The organism is Bacillus salipaludis (assembly GCF_030938565.1).
Classification (GTDB): Bacteria; Bacillota; Bacilli; order Bacillales; family Cytobacillaceae; genus Neobacillus; species Neobacillus salipaludis_A.
In genome coordinates this window covers 3,997,430-4,011,234 of sequence record NZ_JAVGVR010000001.1, presented here as the reverse complement: position 1 = coordinate 4,011,234, position 13,805 = coordinate 3,997,430, and the positions used below count along the sequence as shown (strand labels likewise).

At 35.9% G+C, this 13,805-nt stretch carries 15 protein-coding genes; 12 read left to right on the top strand and 3 right to left on the bottom strand.

The window, feature by feature from the left end:
* The first annotated feature begins 26 nt into the window (after nucleotides 1–26).
* The 3 genes from RCG21_RS19925 (at nucleotide 27) to RCG21_RS19915 (ending at nucleotide 2,566) form a co-directional block, all read left to right on the top strand.
* Entirely contained in the window at nucleotides 27–500 is a 474-nt protein-coding gene (locus RCG21_RS19925) for a DinB family protein (RefSeq protein ID WP_133335107.1), read from the top strand.
* Nucleotides 501–814: 314 nt separating this feature from the next.
* Nucleotides 815–2,224 carry a GABA permease gene (gene gabP / locus RCG21_RS19920; protein ID WP_133335109.1) on the top strand — a complete coding sequence of 470 codons (1,410 nt, stop codon included), beginning with the start codon at nucleotides 815–817 and terminating at the stop codon, nucleotides 2,222–2,224.
* Between the two features lie 174 nt (nucleotides 2,225–2,398).
* Nucleotides 2,399–2,566: a hypothetical protein gene (locus RCG21_RS19915; protein ID WP_165976272.1), complete on the top strand. Its 168-nt coding sequence runs from the start codon at nucleotides 2,399–2,401 to the stop codon at nucleotides 2,564–2,566.
* Between the two features lie 126 nt (nucleotides 2,567–2,692).
* On the opposite strand, the gene RCG21_RS19910 is transcribed toward RCG21_RS19915, so the two are convergent.
* On the bottom strand, nucleotides 2,693–3,034 hold the full coding sequence (locus RCG21_RS19910; protein ID WP_133335111.1) for a hypothetical protein: 342 nt from the start codon (nucleotides 3,032–3,034) through the stop codon (nucleotides 2,693–2,695).
* A gap of 254 nt (nucleotides 3,035–3,288) precedes the next feature.
* Here RCG21_RS19910 and RCG21_RS19905 point away from each other — a divergent pair, with 254 nt between their 5' ends.
* Complete coding sequence (locus tag RCG21_RS19905; RefSeq protein ID WP_133335113.1) at nucleotides 3,289–3,477, top strand: hypothetical protein; 189 nt, start codon at nucleotides 3,289–3,291, stop codon at nucleotides 3,475–3,477.
* A gap of 152 nt (nucleotides 3,478–3,629) precedes the next feature.
* On the opposite strand, the gene RCG21_RS19900 is transcribed toward RCG21_RS19905, so the two are convergent.
* Complete coding sequence (locus RCG21_RS19900) at nucleotides 3,630–4,502, bottom strand: hypothetical protein (protein WP_308913687.1); 873 nt, start codon at nucleotides 4,500–4,502, stop codon at nucleotides 3,630–3,632.
* Between the two features lie 197 nt (nucleotides 4,503–4,699).
* Between RCG21_RS19900 and RCG21_RS19895 the strand changes: the two genes are divergently transcribed.
* Nucleotides 4,700–5,587 carry a glycosyltransferase gene (locus RCG21_RS19895; RefSeq protein ID WP_133335115.1) on the top strand — a complete coding sequence of 296 codons (888 nt, stop codon included), beginning with the start codon at nucleotides 4,700–4,702 and terminating at the stop codon, nucleotides 5,585–5,587.
* Nucleotides 5,588–5,731: 144 nt separating this feature from the next.
* On the opposite strand, the gene RCG21_RS19890 is transcribed toward RCG21_RS19895, so the two are convergent.
* On the bottom strand, nucleotides 5,732–6,577 hold the full coding sequence (locus RCG21_RS19890; RefSeq protein ID WP_133335117.1) for a DUF7164 domain-containing protein: 846 nt from the start codon (nucleotides 6,575–6,577) through the stop codon (nucleotides 5,732–5,734).
* A 320-nt stretch (nucleotides 6,578–6,897) separates the two neighbouring features.
* On the opposite strand from RCG21_RS19890, the gene RCG21_RS19885 reads away from it, so the two are divergent.
* The 7 genes from RCG21_RS19885 (at nucleotide 6,898) to RCG21_RS19855 (ending at nucleotide 13,693) form a co-directional block, all read left to right on the top strand.
* Nucleotides 6,898–8,109 carry a glycosyltransferase gene (locus tag RCG21_RS19885; RefSeq protein WP_308913686.1) on the top strand — a complete coding sequence of 404 codons (1,212 nt, stop codon included), beginning with the start codon at nucleotides 6,898–6,900 and terminating at the stop codon, nucleotides 8,107–8,109.
* Nucleotides 8,110–8,205: 96 nt separating this feature from the next.
* Entirely contained in the window at nucleotides 8,206–8,985 is a 780-nt protein-coding gene (locus RCG21_RS19880; protein WP_133335121.1) for a hypothetical protein, read from the top strand.
* A 40-nt stretch (nucleotides 8,986–9,025) separates the two neighbouring features.
* Nucleotides 9,026–10,354 (top strand): lipopolysaccharide biosynthesis protein RfbH, encoded by a 1,329-nt coding sequence (gene rfbH / locus RCG21_RS19875; protein WP_133335123.1) that lies wholly within the window; start codon nucleotides 9,026–9,028, stop codon nucleotides 10,352–10,354.
* Nucleotides 10,351–11,127 (top strand): glucose-1-phosphate cytidylyltransferase, encoded by a 777-nt coding sequence (rfbF, locus tag RCG21_RS19870; protein ID WP_133335125.1) that lies wholly within the window; start codon nucleotides 10,351–10,353, stop codon nucleotides 11,125–11,127. Before rfbH ends, rfbF begins: the two co-directional genes overlap by 4 nt.
* A gap of 14 nt (nucleotides 11,128–11,141) precedes the next feature.
* On the top strand, nucleotides 11,142–12,245 hold the full coding sequence (gene rfbG / locus RCG21_RS19865) for a CDP-glucose 4,6-dehydratase (protein WP_133335127.1): 1,104 nt from the start codon (nucleotides 11,142–11,144) through the stop codon (nucleotides 12,243–12,245).
* The gene (rfbC, locus tag RCG21_RS19860) at nucleotides 12,235–12,801 is read left to right on the top strand and encodes a dTDP-4-dehydrorhamnose 3,5-epimerase (RefSeq protein ID WP_133335129.1); all 567 of its coding nucleotides are present in this window, start codon (nucleotides 12,235–12,237) and stop codon (nucleotides 12,799–12,801) included. Before rfbG ends, rfbC begins: the two co-directional genes overlap by 11 nt.
* A complete protein-coding gene (locus tag RCG21_RS19855; RefSeq protein WP_308913685.1) occupies nucleotides 12,791–13,693 on the top strand; it encodes an NAD-dependent epimerase/dehydratase family protein in 903 nt (300 codons plus the stop codon). Before rfbC ends, RCG21_RS19855 begins: the two co-directional genes overlap by 11 nt.
* The last annotated feature ends 112 nt before the right edge of the window (nucleotides 13,694–13,805 follow it).

The following is a 13,805-nucleotide window of genomic DNA, read 5'->3' as shown; positions in this document are numbered from 1 at the left end:
TATTTCCTGATGAAGGAGGGGAAACGATGCTATTATCAATGGAAACAAAACTCCAATATCACCACTGGGCCAACCGTACATTATTAGAACATATTAATCAATTAGATGAGGAGCTTTTTATTAAAGAAGTTAACAGCATTTTTCCATCGCTTGCAGCTATATTTGAACATATTTATTCAGTCGATTCTATGTGGCGGAAACGAATCTCCGGAGAAAAAGCACCCGTTTTAGAGACAATAAAATTTGATTCACCGACCATGGCCATTCAATCATTTGATCAACTTTACCAACTCTACAAACAGCTATATATAATAGAAGGAAAAATTTCATACCAAAATTCAAAAGGCGAAATGTTTCAAAATGAGCTTTACGAAATCATTGAACACCTCAGCAATCATGGGACCTACCATCGCGGGAATGCCTCAGCAGTGCTCCATCAACTCGGACATAATAGTGTTTCCACCGATTTAATCTTTTTCCTTAGAATGGTTACCAAATGATTAAGATTAAATACTATTCAATTAATAATAAATTACAAACAAAAGGGCATCAGGCGTTGTTGCCCTTTTTTCATTTTGTCATATCTTCTTGCAGAATTATTTTACAATTTGTCTAATGAATGCGCTTTCTCACTTGGATATAATATTTAAAAAGAATAACAATTTGGAATGTTGGGATATTGGTCGCATTCCAAATGACTTCACCGTTGGTAAAATAATATTGTAGTAGAAAGTAGGTGATACTTCCCGATTTATATTTGTCGAAATAAAGGAAACATAAAAGTTTTAAATTTCGGACAAAGGGTGTGTTGAATTTGAGTCAAAACCAAGAGAATTTAAAAAAAGAGTTAAAAATTCGCCATATTACGATGATTTCCATCGGGGGAGTAATCGGTGCTGGCCTTTTTATGGGAAGTGGTGCTGTTATCCACTCTGCTGGCCCTGGTTCGATTATCTCTTATGGACTAGCCGGGCTGCTTGTCATTTTCATCATGAGAATGCTTGGGGAAATGGCTACTGTTAATCCGACGAGTGGATCTTTTTCTACATATGCACGTGAAGCAATCGGCCCATGGGCCGGATATACCATAGGTTGGCTTTATTGGTTCTTCTGGGTGATCGTAATTGCGATCGAAGCAACAGCAGGAGCAGCCAATATACAGTACTGGTTCCCCAATATCCCGGCATGGCTATTAAGCTTAGTTTTAACGATTTTATTAACCCTCACCAATGTTTACTCTGTAAAATCTTTTGGTGAATTTGAATATTGGTTTTCTTTCATCAAAGTTGCAACCATCACTTTGTTTCTAATTGTCGGTCTCGCGGTTATATCTGGTCTTATGCCAGGCGTGACAGCTCCAGGGGCTTCTAACTTAACCGGGTTAGGCGGATTTATGCCGCACGGGATCAGTTCCATTCTTCTTGGAATTACCGTTGTCATTTTCTCGTTTATGGGTACCGAGATTGTTGCTGTCGCCGCAGGGGAATCCGCAGAACCTGCAAAAGCCGTTCGAATTGCCACAAACAGTGTTATTTGGCGGATTCTTATTTTTTATATCGGATCGATTGCCGTTGTTGTTACCTTGCTTCCTTGGAATTCTGCTAATCTTTTAAAAAGTCCATTCGTTGCCGTCCTTGAGCATGTTGGAATTCCTGCGGCAGCACAAATAATGAATTTCGTCGTGCTAACAGCCGTCCTTTCCTGTTTGAATTCAGGTCTTTATACGAATTCCCGGATGTTATATGGTATGGCAAAAACGGGGGATGCTCCAAAAGCATTCTTAAAGCTTAGTAAGAAAGGGGTTCCGGCAAATGCTGTGCTTTTTGGAACAGTCTTTGCCTATATAGGAGTCATCTTCAATTATTTTTCACCTGATAAAGTCTTCCTCTTCCTAGTCAATGCTTCAGGGGGAATTGCGCTATTAGTATACCTTGTAATTGCCGTTTCTCATTTGAAAATGCGTCGTAATGTACAGCGTGAGAATCCAGAACTGCTTAAGGTAAAAATGTGGTTATTTCCTTACTTAACCTATGTGACCATCGCAGGGATTGTCGCCATTTTAGTCGCAATGGTCTTTATTGATTCCATGCGATCACAAGTATTTTTAACCTTACTCATTGCTGTACTTGTAGTGGCATCTTATTTCTTTATTCGACGCAAGAAAGGCGATTCGGCTGAAATCGATGACAGCGATCTTACAACTTCAAAAATCATCAAAACATAGTTCAATTTTGATAAAGTTTAAGACTCAGGTGTTTGGGCACCTGAGTCTTTTTCCATTGCTTTATTTAATGCTAGTCTTATTAACTACACATTTCAAAAGGTCTTTACATAGATTGTTATAATAACAGGGTTTGATTCAAACCTTGTTTCTTTATAAATGAAGGAGGGGATTTACTTGGGATGTAATTGTGGTGGTAATAAAAAAATAGTTGCTCAACCAACTACCGTTTATAAATCAACACCAATTTATAAAACAACATCCATTTATAAGGCGGCACAAGACGCAGTAAATAAAAAAATGCAAAGTATTTCTAACCAAAACCAAGAAGATTCTCGGAAATAACATATCCGTAAAATAAACAATGATAAAGGGTGAGGATTCATAAAGAATGTACCTCCCCTTTTTCAATAAAAAAAGCATCAGTTAATAAAACACTAATTGTTAATAGAAAATTTGGTTTGAAAAAATTTATTTCTTTCCATGATGTTCATGACATTCCGATTGTTCACAGGCCTTAATTGCATCTTGAATTAACAGTTCGAGAATAATTTCTTTTTTGATTGCCAATCGAATTAGTTCTTCCAATTTTTCTGTGAGAAAAGATACTTGACCTGGAGAAAGGTGTTCTCTTCTAAGAAGTTCTGTTTCAGCATTTATTGCATTAGCCAATGCTTTTTCAATCTCAGCAACTGAAGAGAGAATTTCATTTATTTTTTTCTGACACTTTCTTTGTGAGCATTTACGAGACTTGTGATGTTCATCCTTTGCATGATGATCATGAGGCTCATGATGTTCATGATGGGGGGGCATAAGCACACCTCTTTTCATTTGTTACTTTAAATTTATGTTCATTTTTATTAAATGTTTGTACGTTTGCCCAGTTTCAGATTAGTTATAGACGGATATGTAAAGTAAACGCTATGGATTAATTTAGGTTTGTGAAAAGATAAGACACTTTGTTTATGAAAAGTATTTTTTTCAATTTTTAAGAACTTAGACATTTGCTTAGGCAATTATATTCACCCAACATATGATAAAGCAGTAAACAGAAAGGGGTGGTAAGCTTGGCATCACCACAGGATGATTTTAGAACTGCAGCCGCTGCAATGGAGCAGGCATTAGCAGATGCTTTGAATGCAGCAGTAAAAGTTCAGAACCCTGACACAGGCTTTATCGAGAGGTTATTAAAGCTTATAATTAAAAAGGAGATCGTTCTTGAATTACTATTAGAGGAATTTAATAACGCAGGTTAATAGTTTTTTAAATTTGAGGAGGAGCTCGTTCATTTGGTTAATGAATGAGCTTCTTAATTTATAACATTTTTATAAAGTCAGCTTTTAATTGATTTTCTTATGCAGAAAAAGCCCTTCGCAAAAGCGATGGGCCTTTTCTAAACTAACTTGTCTTAATCATCTTCAAAACCAGGACATTCTTCAAGTAACAATTCTAACAGAATTTCTTTTTTAATGATTAGCTTTAAGATTTGCTCAATTTCCTCTACAGTTCCATTTTGGTTAAAAACGTGTAAAGTTTCTGCAAGTGCAGCTTCCATATTTGCTATAGGCTGAAGAAGCGGACATGCAGTCGTCGTTGGCGGTGGTGTAGTAGTCGGAGCCGCAGTAGTAGTCGGAGCCGCAGTAGTAGTCGGAGCCGCAGTAGTAGTCGGAGCCGCAGTAGTAGTCGGAGCCGCAGTAGTAGTCGGAGCCGCAGTAGTAGTCGGAGCCGCAGTAGTAGTCGGAGCCGCAGTAGTAGTTGGAGCCGCAGTAGTAGTCGGTGCGGCAGTAGTAGTCGGAGCTGCGGTCGTAGTTGCTGGCGGAAGACAGGAAGGACCTGGAATTGTGACCCCTGGTGGGGTTTGGGAAAGACTTCCACCCGCAAATGTAGCTGCTTGAACACACCCTAAAGAAACGGTTACACTGTTGGAAAATGTGACGCAAAAAGTTGCTGAATTACCTACAGTAAGCCCGGAAACATCTGCGAAGCTGATTCCTACAAATGGATTTGGACCATTAGGATTTGTAATGATAGAGCATTGAGCTGTTACAGGCATTAAAGGGTTTGTAGGTGTTACAGAAATGAACACATTTGAACCACACATTAAACCATTAACAAAGTTCTGAGCATCAGGGCAATCTACTCCAATATTAAAGTGACTTAATTGGTTTTGAGAACTTACATTTGTTACGAGGTAACAAAATTGTTGGGGGTTAGTTTGTGGAAGAAAAGTTATTTGGAACCCGCCAAGGTTAACCGTGTCATTTGAACAAGGCAACGGCATAGATTTTTTCACTCCTTTATAATGATTAATTCAGGAAGTTACCAACCTGTCCATATACAATATGATGTGTTATAAAATTTGCTTAGACGATTATGGAAAAACGAATAATTTGGTAACTATCCCTATGTCCATTTTTCACACCTACATAATTTCTTGTACATATACATATTCAAGAAGATAATTAAAGGAGTGTTTACATGGATGCCGAAGGAAGAAAGCCTTTCGTTTCTATCATAATTCCAGTTAAAAATGAAGGGGAACACATAAAAAATACGCTGGAATCATTATTTAATGTTAAAACAGATGCCGATTATGAGATTATTGTTGTAGATGATTATTCAGAGGATGGATGCTGTACTTTTCTGGACAACACCCCAAATGAAAAAATCAGAATGATTCGTACAGAAGGACTTGGTCTTGCAAATGCAAAAAATGCGGGAGCTGACATCGCTAAAGGGGATATTTTTATTTTTTGCGATGCTCATCTTTTCTTTGAAGATTATTGGATTGAACGTTTAATAGATCCGATAAAAAATGGAAAAGCAGCTGCCGCCAATCCTGGTATTGCTGATGCGGCCAATCCCAGCAACATTGGTTATGGATATACTTGGAGTAAGGATTTAGAACCAAAATGGAATACGGATAGAAAAAAGGATCCTTATCCTGTCCCATTATTGGCTGGAGGCTGTATGGCGATTTCAAAAGAGGCATACTTGGATGTTGATGGGTTTGATAGGGGATTTGTTGTCTGGGGACATGAGGATGAAGAAATTTCATTTAAGTTGTGGCTGTTTGGCTATCAATGCTACATTGTTCCAGAGGTTACAATTTTACATGTATTTCGACCGTCGGCACCATTTGAATTAAAATGGGATTTTATTAATTATAACTTAATGAGAATGGCTTTGTTACATTTGAATTTAGTACGAGTTGCAAAGCTTTCTAGTTTAATAAAATATAGCGATAAAGAAAAAATATTGGATGATGTCCTTTCAGGCAATGTACTAGAGAAGCGAGCCTTATATTTTAAAAAGAGAAAACATGATGATAACTGGTTTATGGAGAAGTTTAATATATCATTTTAAATAGCAATTAATTCTCACATATTGATTTATCTAGAACTCTCTTTTATTTTTATCAATTCAAAGAAAAGGGAACATGGTTTAAATTTGACCATGTTCCTTTTTTTAGGTTGCATAATAATTTTCTGGCTAATACAGGAATTGGTTTTAAAGACCAATCCGTTCTTGCTTAGCCTTTAAGGCAATAAAAAGACAATAATCTTTTACAATTGATTGATCAAGTTCCTCCAATTTAATGTGGTCATAGTAACCAAGTTCGAAAGCAAACTTTGAGAACATTTCAGCTGTGTGCCAGCAGTGTATGTGTGGGTGGTCTAAAGTAGATTCAGATGATGTAGAAAAATAATCTAACTTATTTCCGTCGATAATCACTTTGTCTACAAGATGGTTAACCGCAATTTCATTGCTATACATGGATACAACTCCCTTGTACCATCCTGGCCATATACCATATCCGTTGCTAAATTCATTATTGATAATATATTTCGCTGCTGCTAATGAATGTATGCAAACGTTCCTGACTAATGGAGCCCAGCCGTAATGGGTAGAGCCAATATTATGATGTCCCTGGTGTCGATATCCAAGTTTTTGAGCGATCGTTTTTAAATTTCCACTTACTTCAGAATCGTTAACATACCCTCCGCCACCCACCGTATAATAATCTGGAAAAAAATCTTTCCAAGCAGGTGTCAGGAATGTATCAACATCCGTCCGAAGAAGCAGATCATATTGATTAAGAAATGCCGCACTATCATCGGCCACACAAGCAATTGAATTGATGTAGTGATAATTTTGCCATTCCTTATTATAACTAATGGGGCTTTGTTCAATTTTAATACAATCATCAGGAATCTTTTTTAAAGCATTTTTTGTTCCAAAAACCACTAAATCTGTATCATCCGCTTCAATATATTTTAAAGAAGTATAAAGCCAGCCAAACTGCATTAATAAACTGGGCTTATCCTCAACATAAACGACCAATGCCCTTTTCATTTAATCACCTCAACTTATAAAAATATTACTTGATAAAGTATGCCTTTGTTATAATATGGCACTTAAAAACTTTACGTACTGTATGTTTTAAAATTCACATATAAATGGGTTTTTTCAATAAAAATTTAAGATTCATTGGATACAATTACTAATGTTAATTATAACGCTTACAATCTTTTTATTTTTCACCTAATGAAAAAGTTTAGCCAAGCATAAAAGCAGAGCATACATTATTAGTACTTTTCAAAGCGATTGCAATTATATTCCGATTTATTTCTTTCATACTAGAAGAATAGTTTAATAAAAGGAGGTAGATCGTTTTGCCTTATTATAGTTTTGTTATTTTATGCTTTAACAATTGGGGTCTAAGTAAGCAGGCGATTACATCGTTAATAGAATCTTTAGATGTTTCTTATTTTCAAAAGGGGATTGAATTAATAATAATAAATAATGGATCAGAGGATTACACCACACTAGGGATCTTGGAAATGGAAAGGCAATATCAAGGTCAAATTCATATTATACCAGTGCATAGACATGAAAACATGGGGTATCCCGTAGGCATAAATTGTGGATTAGAGCATTGCAGTGGAGAAATAATTAGTATCTTAAGTAATGATTTAGTTTTTCCAGAGAATTGGTTTGATGGTATCAGAAAAACAATGGAAGAAGACCCTGCTATTGGGGTTGCTGTTCCCTATCTTTCCTATGGGTCTGGTCCCCAACACTTGGGAGTCACCTTTCATTCCTTAGATGCAATGAAGGAATTTGCCAAAAATTTCATGGAAAGCCATAAAGAAAATACGATTTACCTTGATAGAGTTATAGGCGCTTGTATGGTTTTTAAAAAAAATGTAATTGAATTAATAGGGGGAAATGACTTTTGGTATGGAATTGGAAACTATGATGATGATGATTGGTCACTAAGAGTAAGGATTGCAGGCTTTAAACTTGCACTTGTTGGTGGCTCATTCGTACACCATATTGGTTGTATTACCTTTAATCAAGACCCACAATCATTAAACTCTGCTTTAACATCTAACTACTATAAATTTCAAAATAAGTGGAAGCTTCATACCCACGATGAAAAAGTTAGAGAACAACTTATTACTACAACCCGTTTTAATAAAGACCTTCACTTTTATCCGGTAAAAATTGGACAATTTCGGGAACCCATTATAAATAGAAACCCTCAATCGGGCCAATTAAATATTCTTGTTATTGCTGACTGGTCAAGTCAAATATCGAACTGGAAAGAGAAAATAGGTGAGATTGCATCTAATAATCAAGAAAATTCCAGATTTACCTTTTGGATACCTTCTAAATACTATGGGTTTTGGAACTATGAATTGGAAATAAAACAAGGATTAGGAAAACAAGAATTAGATGTCACTTTTCTAAATGATGACATTCCACATATTAATTTATTACAATTTTTATCTCAATTTGATAAGTTTGTAACTTTTGAAAAGGATCATGTAAATAGGTATTTGAAATCTTTAGCTCAACATTGTTTATTAGATTTAATTTAGAATTATTAAGTAGAGCGAAAAAACGCCTATAAAATTTTCCTGAGTTATTTTCTTACAGTGAAATTGTTATTGTTGAAAAATGAAAGGTGGAAAATGATGAAGAATATTTGCATAGCAATTCCAGTCCATGAAAATAGGGACGTGATAATTCAATTGTTAGAAAATATTAAGTATTTCTGCCCAAATTCGTCCGTTGTTTTATTTCAAAGCGGCCAAGATCCTAATCTCTGTAAAAATCTTGGCGTGCCGATATGTCCAACCTCATTTCCATTAACATGGGGACAAGACCTTTCTTGGTTTTTGTTAAATGTGATGGAATGGCTTGAGAAAATCCAATATCCGTATGATTATTTAGTAAATTTGGATTCCGATGCATTATTTGTTAAAAAAGGATTTGAGGAGTTTGTTATTGCAGAAATGCAAGGGGTTGATTATATGGCTGCCCGCTTCTCGGAACCGGAAGATTGGTGGCAGCCAGGACAAACTATGATGAAGGTGTGGCCGCTTTGGCAGCCAATATTTAATAGGAATCATTTTCTTGCAGGTTTTATGGGGGGGCAAGTTTTTAGTAAGAATTACGTAAAGGCTATAATGGATTTTGATAAATTGGATGAGATAAAAAAATTAATGAAACAACACGAGAAAGACATTTTTGCCCTCGAAGAAATGCTATTTGCCACTTTAACTCATACGCTCGGGATGAAAGCAAAACGTTACCCTAAGGATATAGACCTCTGGAATAGAGCGTACCCTCAAATCACTTTGGAAGAAGTAGAATCGATTATGAGTAGTAATGAAGAAACTTATTTTATTCATCCAGTTTATAGGGATATAAATAATCCAGTCAGGAAATACGTAAAGACACTTCAAATCTAATTCCAAGCCATATGGGAATCGTAAAGAAGGGATGTTATAAATGGAAAAAAGTCCTCAGGACCTTCGAAAAGAGATCGTTGACTTAACAAAACTGTACTATAAAGCCAAGTGGCAGAAAAAGGACTTTGAACCCGGTATTGATTATATTCCTGTGAGCGGAAAGGTTTTTGATGAGCAAGAATTAGCTTTTTTAATAGATTCTTCATTAGATTTTTGGTTAACTGCAGGACGATATTCGAATGAATTCGAAAAAAAATTCGCAAAATATATGAATAATCGTTATGCCGTTTTAACAAATTCCGGTTCAAGTGCGAATTTATTAGCTCTTTCCGCTTTGACATCTGAACAATTAGGTGATCGTCGTATCGTATCAGGTGATGAAGTAATAACTGTAGCGGCCGGGTTTCCGACTACGGTTAACCCAATTATCCAAAATGGACTAATCCCGGTATTCGTGGATGTCGATATTCCAACCTATAATATTCAAGTGAAGTCACTAGAAGCTGCTGTTTCGGATAAAACGAAAGCGATCATGATTGCCCATACTCTTGGGAACCCATTCGACTTAAGCGAAGTAAAACGAATTGCAGAAAAATATAATCTTTGGTTAATTGAAGATACCTGTGATGCTGTTGGATCTGAATATAATGGAAAAAAGGTCGGCACATGTGGCGACTTGGCAACTGTAAGCTTCTATCCAGCACATCATATTACAATGGGGGAGGGCGGCGCAGTATTAACTTCTAATCCACTTTTAAAAAAGATTGTCGAATCCTTTAGAGATTGGGGGCGTGATTGTTGGTGCGGACCTGGTAAGGACAACACATGCAAGAAAAGGTTCGGTTGGAACCTGGGGACACTTCCAAATGGATACGACCATAAATACACCTACAGCCATATCGGTTATAACTTAAAGGTTACAGATATGCAGGCAGCCGTGGGACTTGCACAGTTAGAGAAACTGGATGCATTTATTGAATCCCGCCGTGAAAATTATGCTTATTTAAAAAAAGGGTTATCAGATCTTCAGGATTTCCTCATCCTACCAGAAGATACACCAAATAGCCGTCCAAGCTACTTCGGTTTTCCAATAACCGTTCATGAAAAATCCCCAAAAACACGCAATGAAATCACTCAGTTCCTGGAAAAAAATATGATTGGTACTCGATTATTGTTTGCAGGAAATCTTTTAAGGCAACCTGCCTATCAAAATATTAATCACAAAGTAATAGGCAGCCTCAAGAATACTGACATCATCATGAACCAAACCTTTTGGATTGGGGTTTATCCGGGTTTAACGAGCGAAATGCTGGATTATATGATAGAAACATTACATCGTGCATTTGAATCAGAGGTGGAAGAAAATTGAAGGTCGTTATACTAGCAGGAGGTTACGGAACTAGAATAAGTGAAGAATCTCACCTAAAACCTAAACCAATGATTGAAATTGGAGAGTACCCAATTCTTTGGCATATCATGAAAATTTATTCCAGTTATGGATTTAATGATTTTATTATTTGTTTGGGTTATAAAGGCTATAAGATTAAAGATTATTTTTTAAACTACTATCTCTACAAATCTGACGTGACACTGGATTTTACCCATGGAAACCAAAGTATTATGCATAACCAAAAGGCTGAGCCATGGAAGATCACCCTGGCAGAAACAGGATTAGAAACGATGACAGCAGGCCGCATTAAACAGATTCAAAAATATGTTGGCAATGAGCCATTTTTATTAACCTATGGGGACGGATTGGGAGATATCAATATCAAAGAACTCGTAGAATTCCATGAATCACATGGAAAAATTGCCACTCTTACTACAGTACAGCCTGCTGGCAGATTTGGGTCTTTAGAGCTTTCAAATAATAATGAAGTAATGGCTTTCAAGGAAAAGGTAAAAGGTGATGGTGGGTGGATTAACGGTGGATTTTTTGTTTTTCAACCAGAATTTTTTGATTTTATTGATGGTGAGACTACGGTTCTAGAGAAAGAACCGCTCGAAAAGCTTGCGGGATTGGGCCAACTTATGGCGTACAAGCATGACGGCTTTTGGCATCCTATGGATACACTTAGAGATAAAAATTATTTAGAACAGTATTGGAAATCAGGTAAAGCACCTTGGAAAATTTGGAGTTGAAATGAGGTTTCTTAATGATTCAGCAGTCATTTTGGAAAGGAAAGAAAGTATTTATTACTGGTCATACAGGATTTAAAGGATCGTGGCTTTGTTTATGGTTACATTCTTTAGGAGCGGAAATTACCGGTTATTCTTTAGAGCCACCTACTATTCCAAGTTTATTTGAGCAATGTAAAGTAAATGAATTAGTATATTCCATTATCGGTGATATAAGAGACTACAATTTTCTTAGTTCGGTAATTAAAGATTTTGACCCTGACATCATTTTTCATTTGGCTGCCCAGCCTCTTGTTAGACAATCTTACTCTAATCCAATTGAAACCTATGAAACAAATGTTATAGGTACTGTTAATTTGTTAGACGCTGTACGAAAATTAACGAATACTTCATCAAAAAAGAGGGCGCTTGTGAATATTACTTCTGATAAATGCTATGAAAACAAAGAATGGTTATGGGGATATCGTGAACCGGACACTTTAGGAGGATATGATCCTTATTCAAATAGCAAAGCATGCGCTGAACTAGCAACCTCCTGTTATACCCATTCATTTTTTAATCCAAATAATTATTCAAGGCATCTATTAGCTCTGGCTTCAGCGAGAGCGGGCAACGTAATAGGAGGTGGAGATTGGGCGAGTGATCGGTTAGTCCCAGATTGTTTGAGTGCAATATTGAATAAAAAAGAAATAAGAATAAGAAATCCGCAATCCATTCGTCCTTGGCAACATGTTCTAGAGCCCTTAAATGGTTATATCTCCCTAGCAGAAAAATTATATAGGGATGGAGTGCGGTATAACGGTCCGTGGAATTTTGGTCCAAATGATGAAGATGTAATTTCTGTTGAAGGGATTGTTCACTTACTTTATGAAACTTGGGGAGAAAAGGAAAAACTTCAAATTTTAAACGAGGAGCAACCGCATGAAGCAAATCTATTAAAGTTGGACTGTTCTAAAGCTAAAAGTATACTAAATTGGAAACCACGTTGGAACATTGCTCAATCCATCTTAAAAGTGGTGGAGTGGACAAAAGCATATCAAAACCAAAAGGATCTGAGGGAACTATGTTTAGTCCAAATTACTGAATATGAAAATGCAGGGGTATCGGTATATGAAGGTTGAAGAGACAAAGCTCAAAGGATGTTATGAGATTATATCTAACGTATATCCGGATGAAAGAGGAGTATTTGTAAAAACATTTCATAATGAAATATTTAAAAAATTTAATCTCCAAACAGAATATAAAGAAGAGTATTTTTCATTATCACATAAAGGGGTCTTGAGAGGTCTGCATTTTCAGTTACCCCCTTATGATCACGATAAATTGGTTTATTGTACTTATGGAAGTGTTATTGACGCTGTAGTGGATTTACGAAAAGGGTCAGCTACGTATGGAAAATTTGAATTGTTTTACTTAAATTCTCAAAATGGTAAGAGCATTCTTATTCCAAAAGGAATGGCACATGGTTTTTATGTACTAAGTGAGAAGGCGATAATGGTTTATAACGTATCAGAAGTTTATTCCCCTGCTCACGACAGTGGTATCAGATGGGATTCGGTTGGAATTCCATGGCCCGATCAACATCCAATTCTTTCAGATAGAGATAGACAACTTGCCTCATTTTCAGATTTCATTACCCCATTTGAATATAGAGAAGAAGAAAATAATGAAAAATAAAAAAACAATTATAGTTACTGGTGCAACGGGGTTTATCGGGTCACATCTCACAAACCAACTTGTATCAGCAGGTTGGAATACGCATATAATTATACGTCCAAACTCTAACACTTCCCTTTTAAAAGATGTACTCACAAAGGTAACAATACATGTTCATGACGGAACAACTGAAAACTTAATTGAAATTATGAGTAAGACTAAGCCGGATGTTGTCATTCATTTAGCTTCTTTGTTTTTAGCAAATCATTCACCGCATGATATTGATCCAATGATTAAAAGTAACATTTTATATTCAACCCAATTAGTTGAAGCTATGGTAAAGAGCAATATTTATCATTTAATTAATACTGGGACTTCATGGCAGCATTTCAACAATCAGCCATATAATCCTGTTTGCTTGTATGCAGCTACTAAGGAAGCGTTTAATGCAATATTGACCTATTATACGGAAGTTACATCTCTAAATGTAACAACATTAAAATTATTTGATACGTATGGTCCAAATGATTCTAGATCAAAGTTGATTTCCCTACTCCAAAAAACAATGAAAGAAGAGAAACAATTAGCAATGTCAAATGGTGAGCAATTAATTGACCTTGTTTACATTGATGATGTGGTAAATGCTTATATGGTCACAATTGACCGTCATTTAGACGGGATATGTGCAAAAAAGGAAGAATTTGCAATAAGTTCAAATAATCCAATGTCATTAAGAGAAATTGTAAAAATTTACGAAAAAGTGATTGGGAAATCTCTGCCGATAGAATGGGGGAAACGACCCTATCGAATACGTGAAGTGATGGTTCCTTGGAATCAAGGTATCATTCTACCCAATTGGTACCCAAAATTCGATTTAGAAACTGGAATTAAGAAGATAGCATTTGAACATTAATGATAGTTGCTTTTTAAATCACTTTCAATATTAATTGGAAAGTGATTTTTATTTTTAACAATTTGAATATTCCTTACAATCTCTTAATAAAGTAATACAAAATATTCATGTT

Excerpts from the sequence above, each read along its gene's own strand:
- rfbH (WP_133335123.1), top strand. The coding sequence starts at position 9,026 with ATGGAAAAAAGTCCTCAGGACCTTCGAAAAGAGATCGTTGACTTAACA.
- rfbC (WP_133335129.1), top strand. The coding sequence starts at position 12,235 with ATGAAGGTTGAAGAGACAAAGCTCAAAGGATGTTATGAGATTATATCT.
- RCG21_RS19855 (WP_308913685.1), top strand. The coding sequence starts at position 12,791 with ATGAAAAATAAAAAAACAATTATAGTTACTGGTGCAACGGGGTTTATC.
- RCG21_RS19925 (WP_133335107.1), top strand. The coding sequence starts at position 27 with ATGCTATTATCAATGGAAACAAAACTCCAATATCACCACTGGGCCAAC.
- RCG21_RS19895 (WP_133335115.1), top strand. The coding sequence starts at position 4,700 with ATGGATGCCGAAGGAAGAAAGCCTTTCGTTTCTATCATAATTCCAGTT.
- rfbG (WP_133335127.1), top strand. The coding sequence starts at position 11,142 with ATGATTCAGCAGTCATTTTGGAAAGGAAAGAAAGTATTTATTACTGGT.
- RCG21_RS19880 (WP_133335121.1), top strand. The coding sequence starts at position 8,206 with ATGAAGAATATTTGCATAGCAATTCCAGTCCATGAAAATAGGGACGTG.
- RCG21_RS19890 (WP_133335117.1), bottom strand. The coding sequence starts at position 6,577 with ATGAAAAGGGCATTGGTCGTTTATGTTGAGGATAAGCCCAGTTTATTA.
- RCG21_RS19910 (WP_133335111.1), bottom strand. The coding sequence starts at position 3,034 with ATGCCCCCCCATCATGAACATCATGAGCCTCATGATCATCATGCAAAG.
- RCG21_RS19900 (WP_308913687.1), bottom strand. The coding sequence starts at position 4,502 with ATGCCGTTGCCTTGTTCAAATGACACGGTTAACCTTGGCGGGTTCCAA.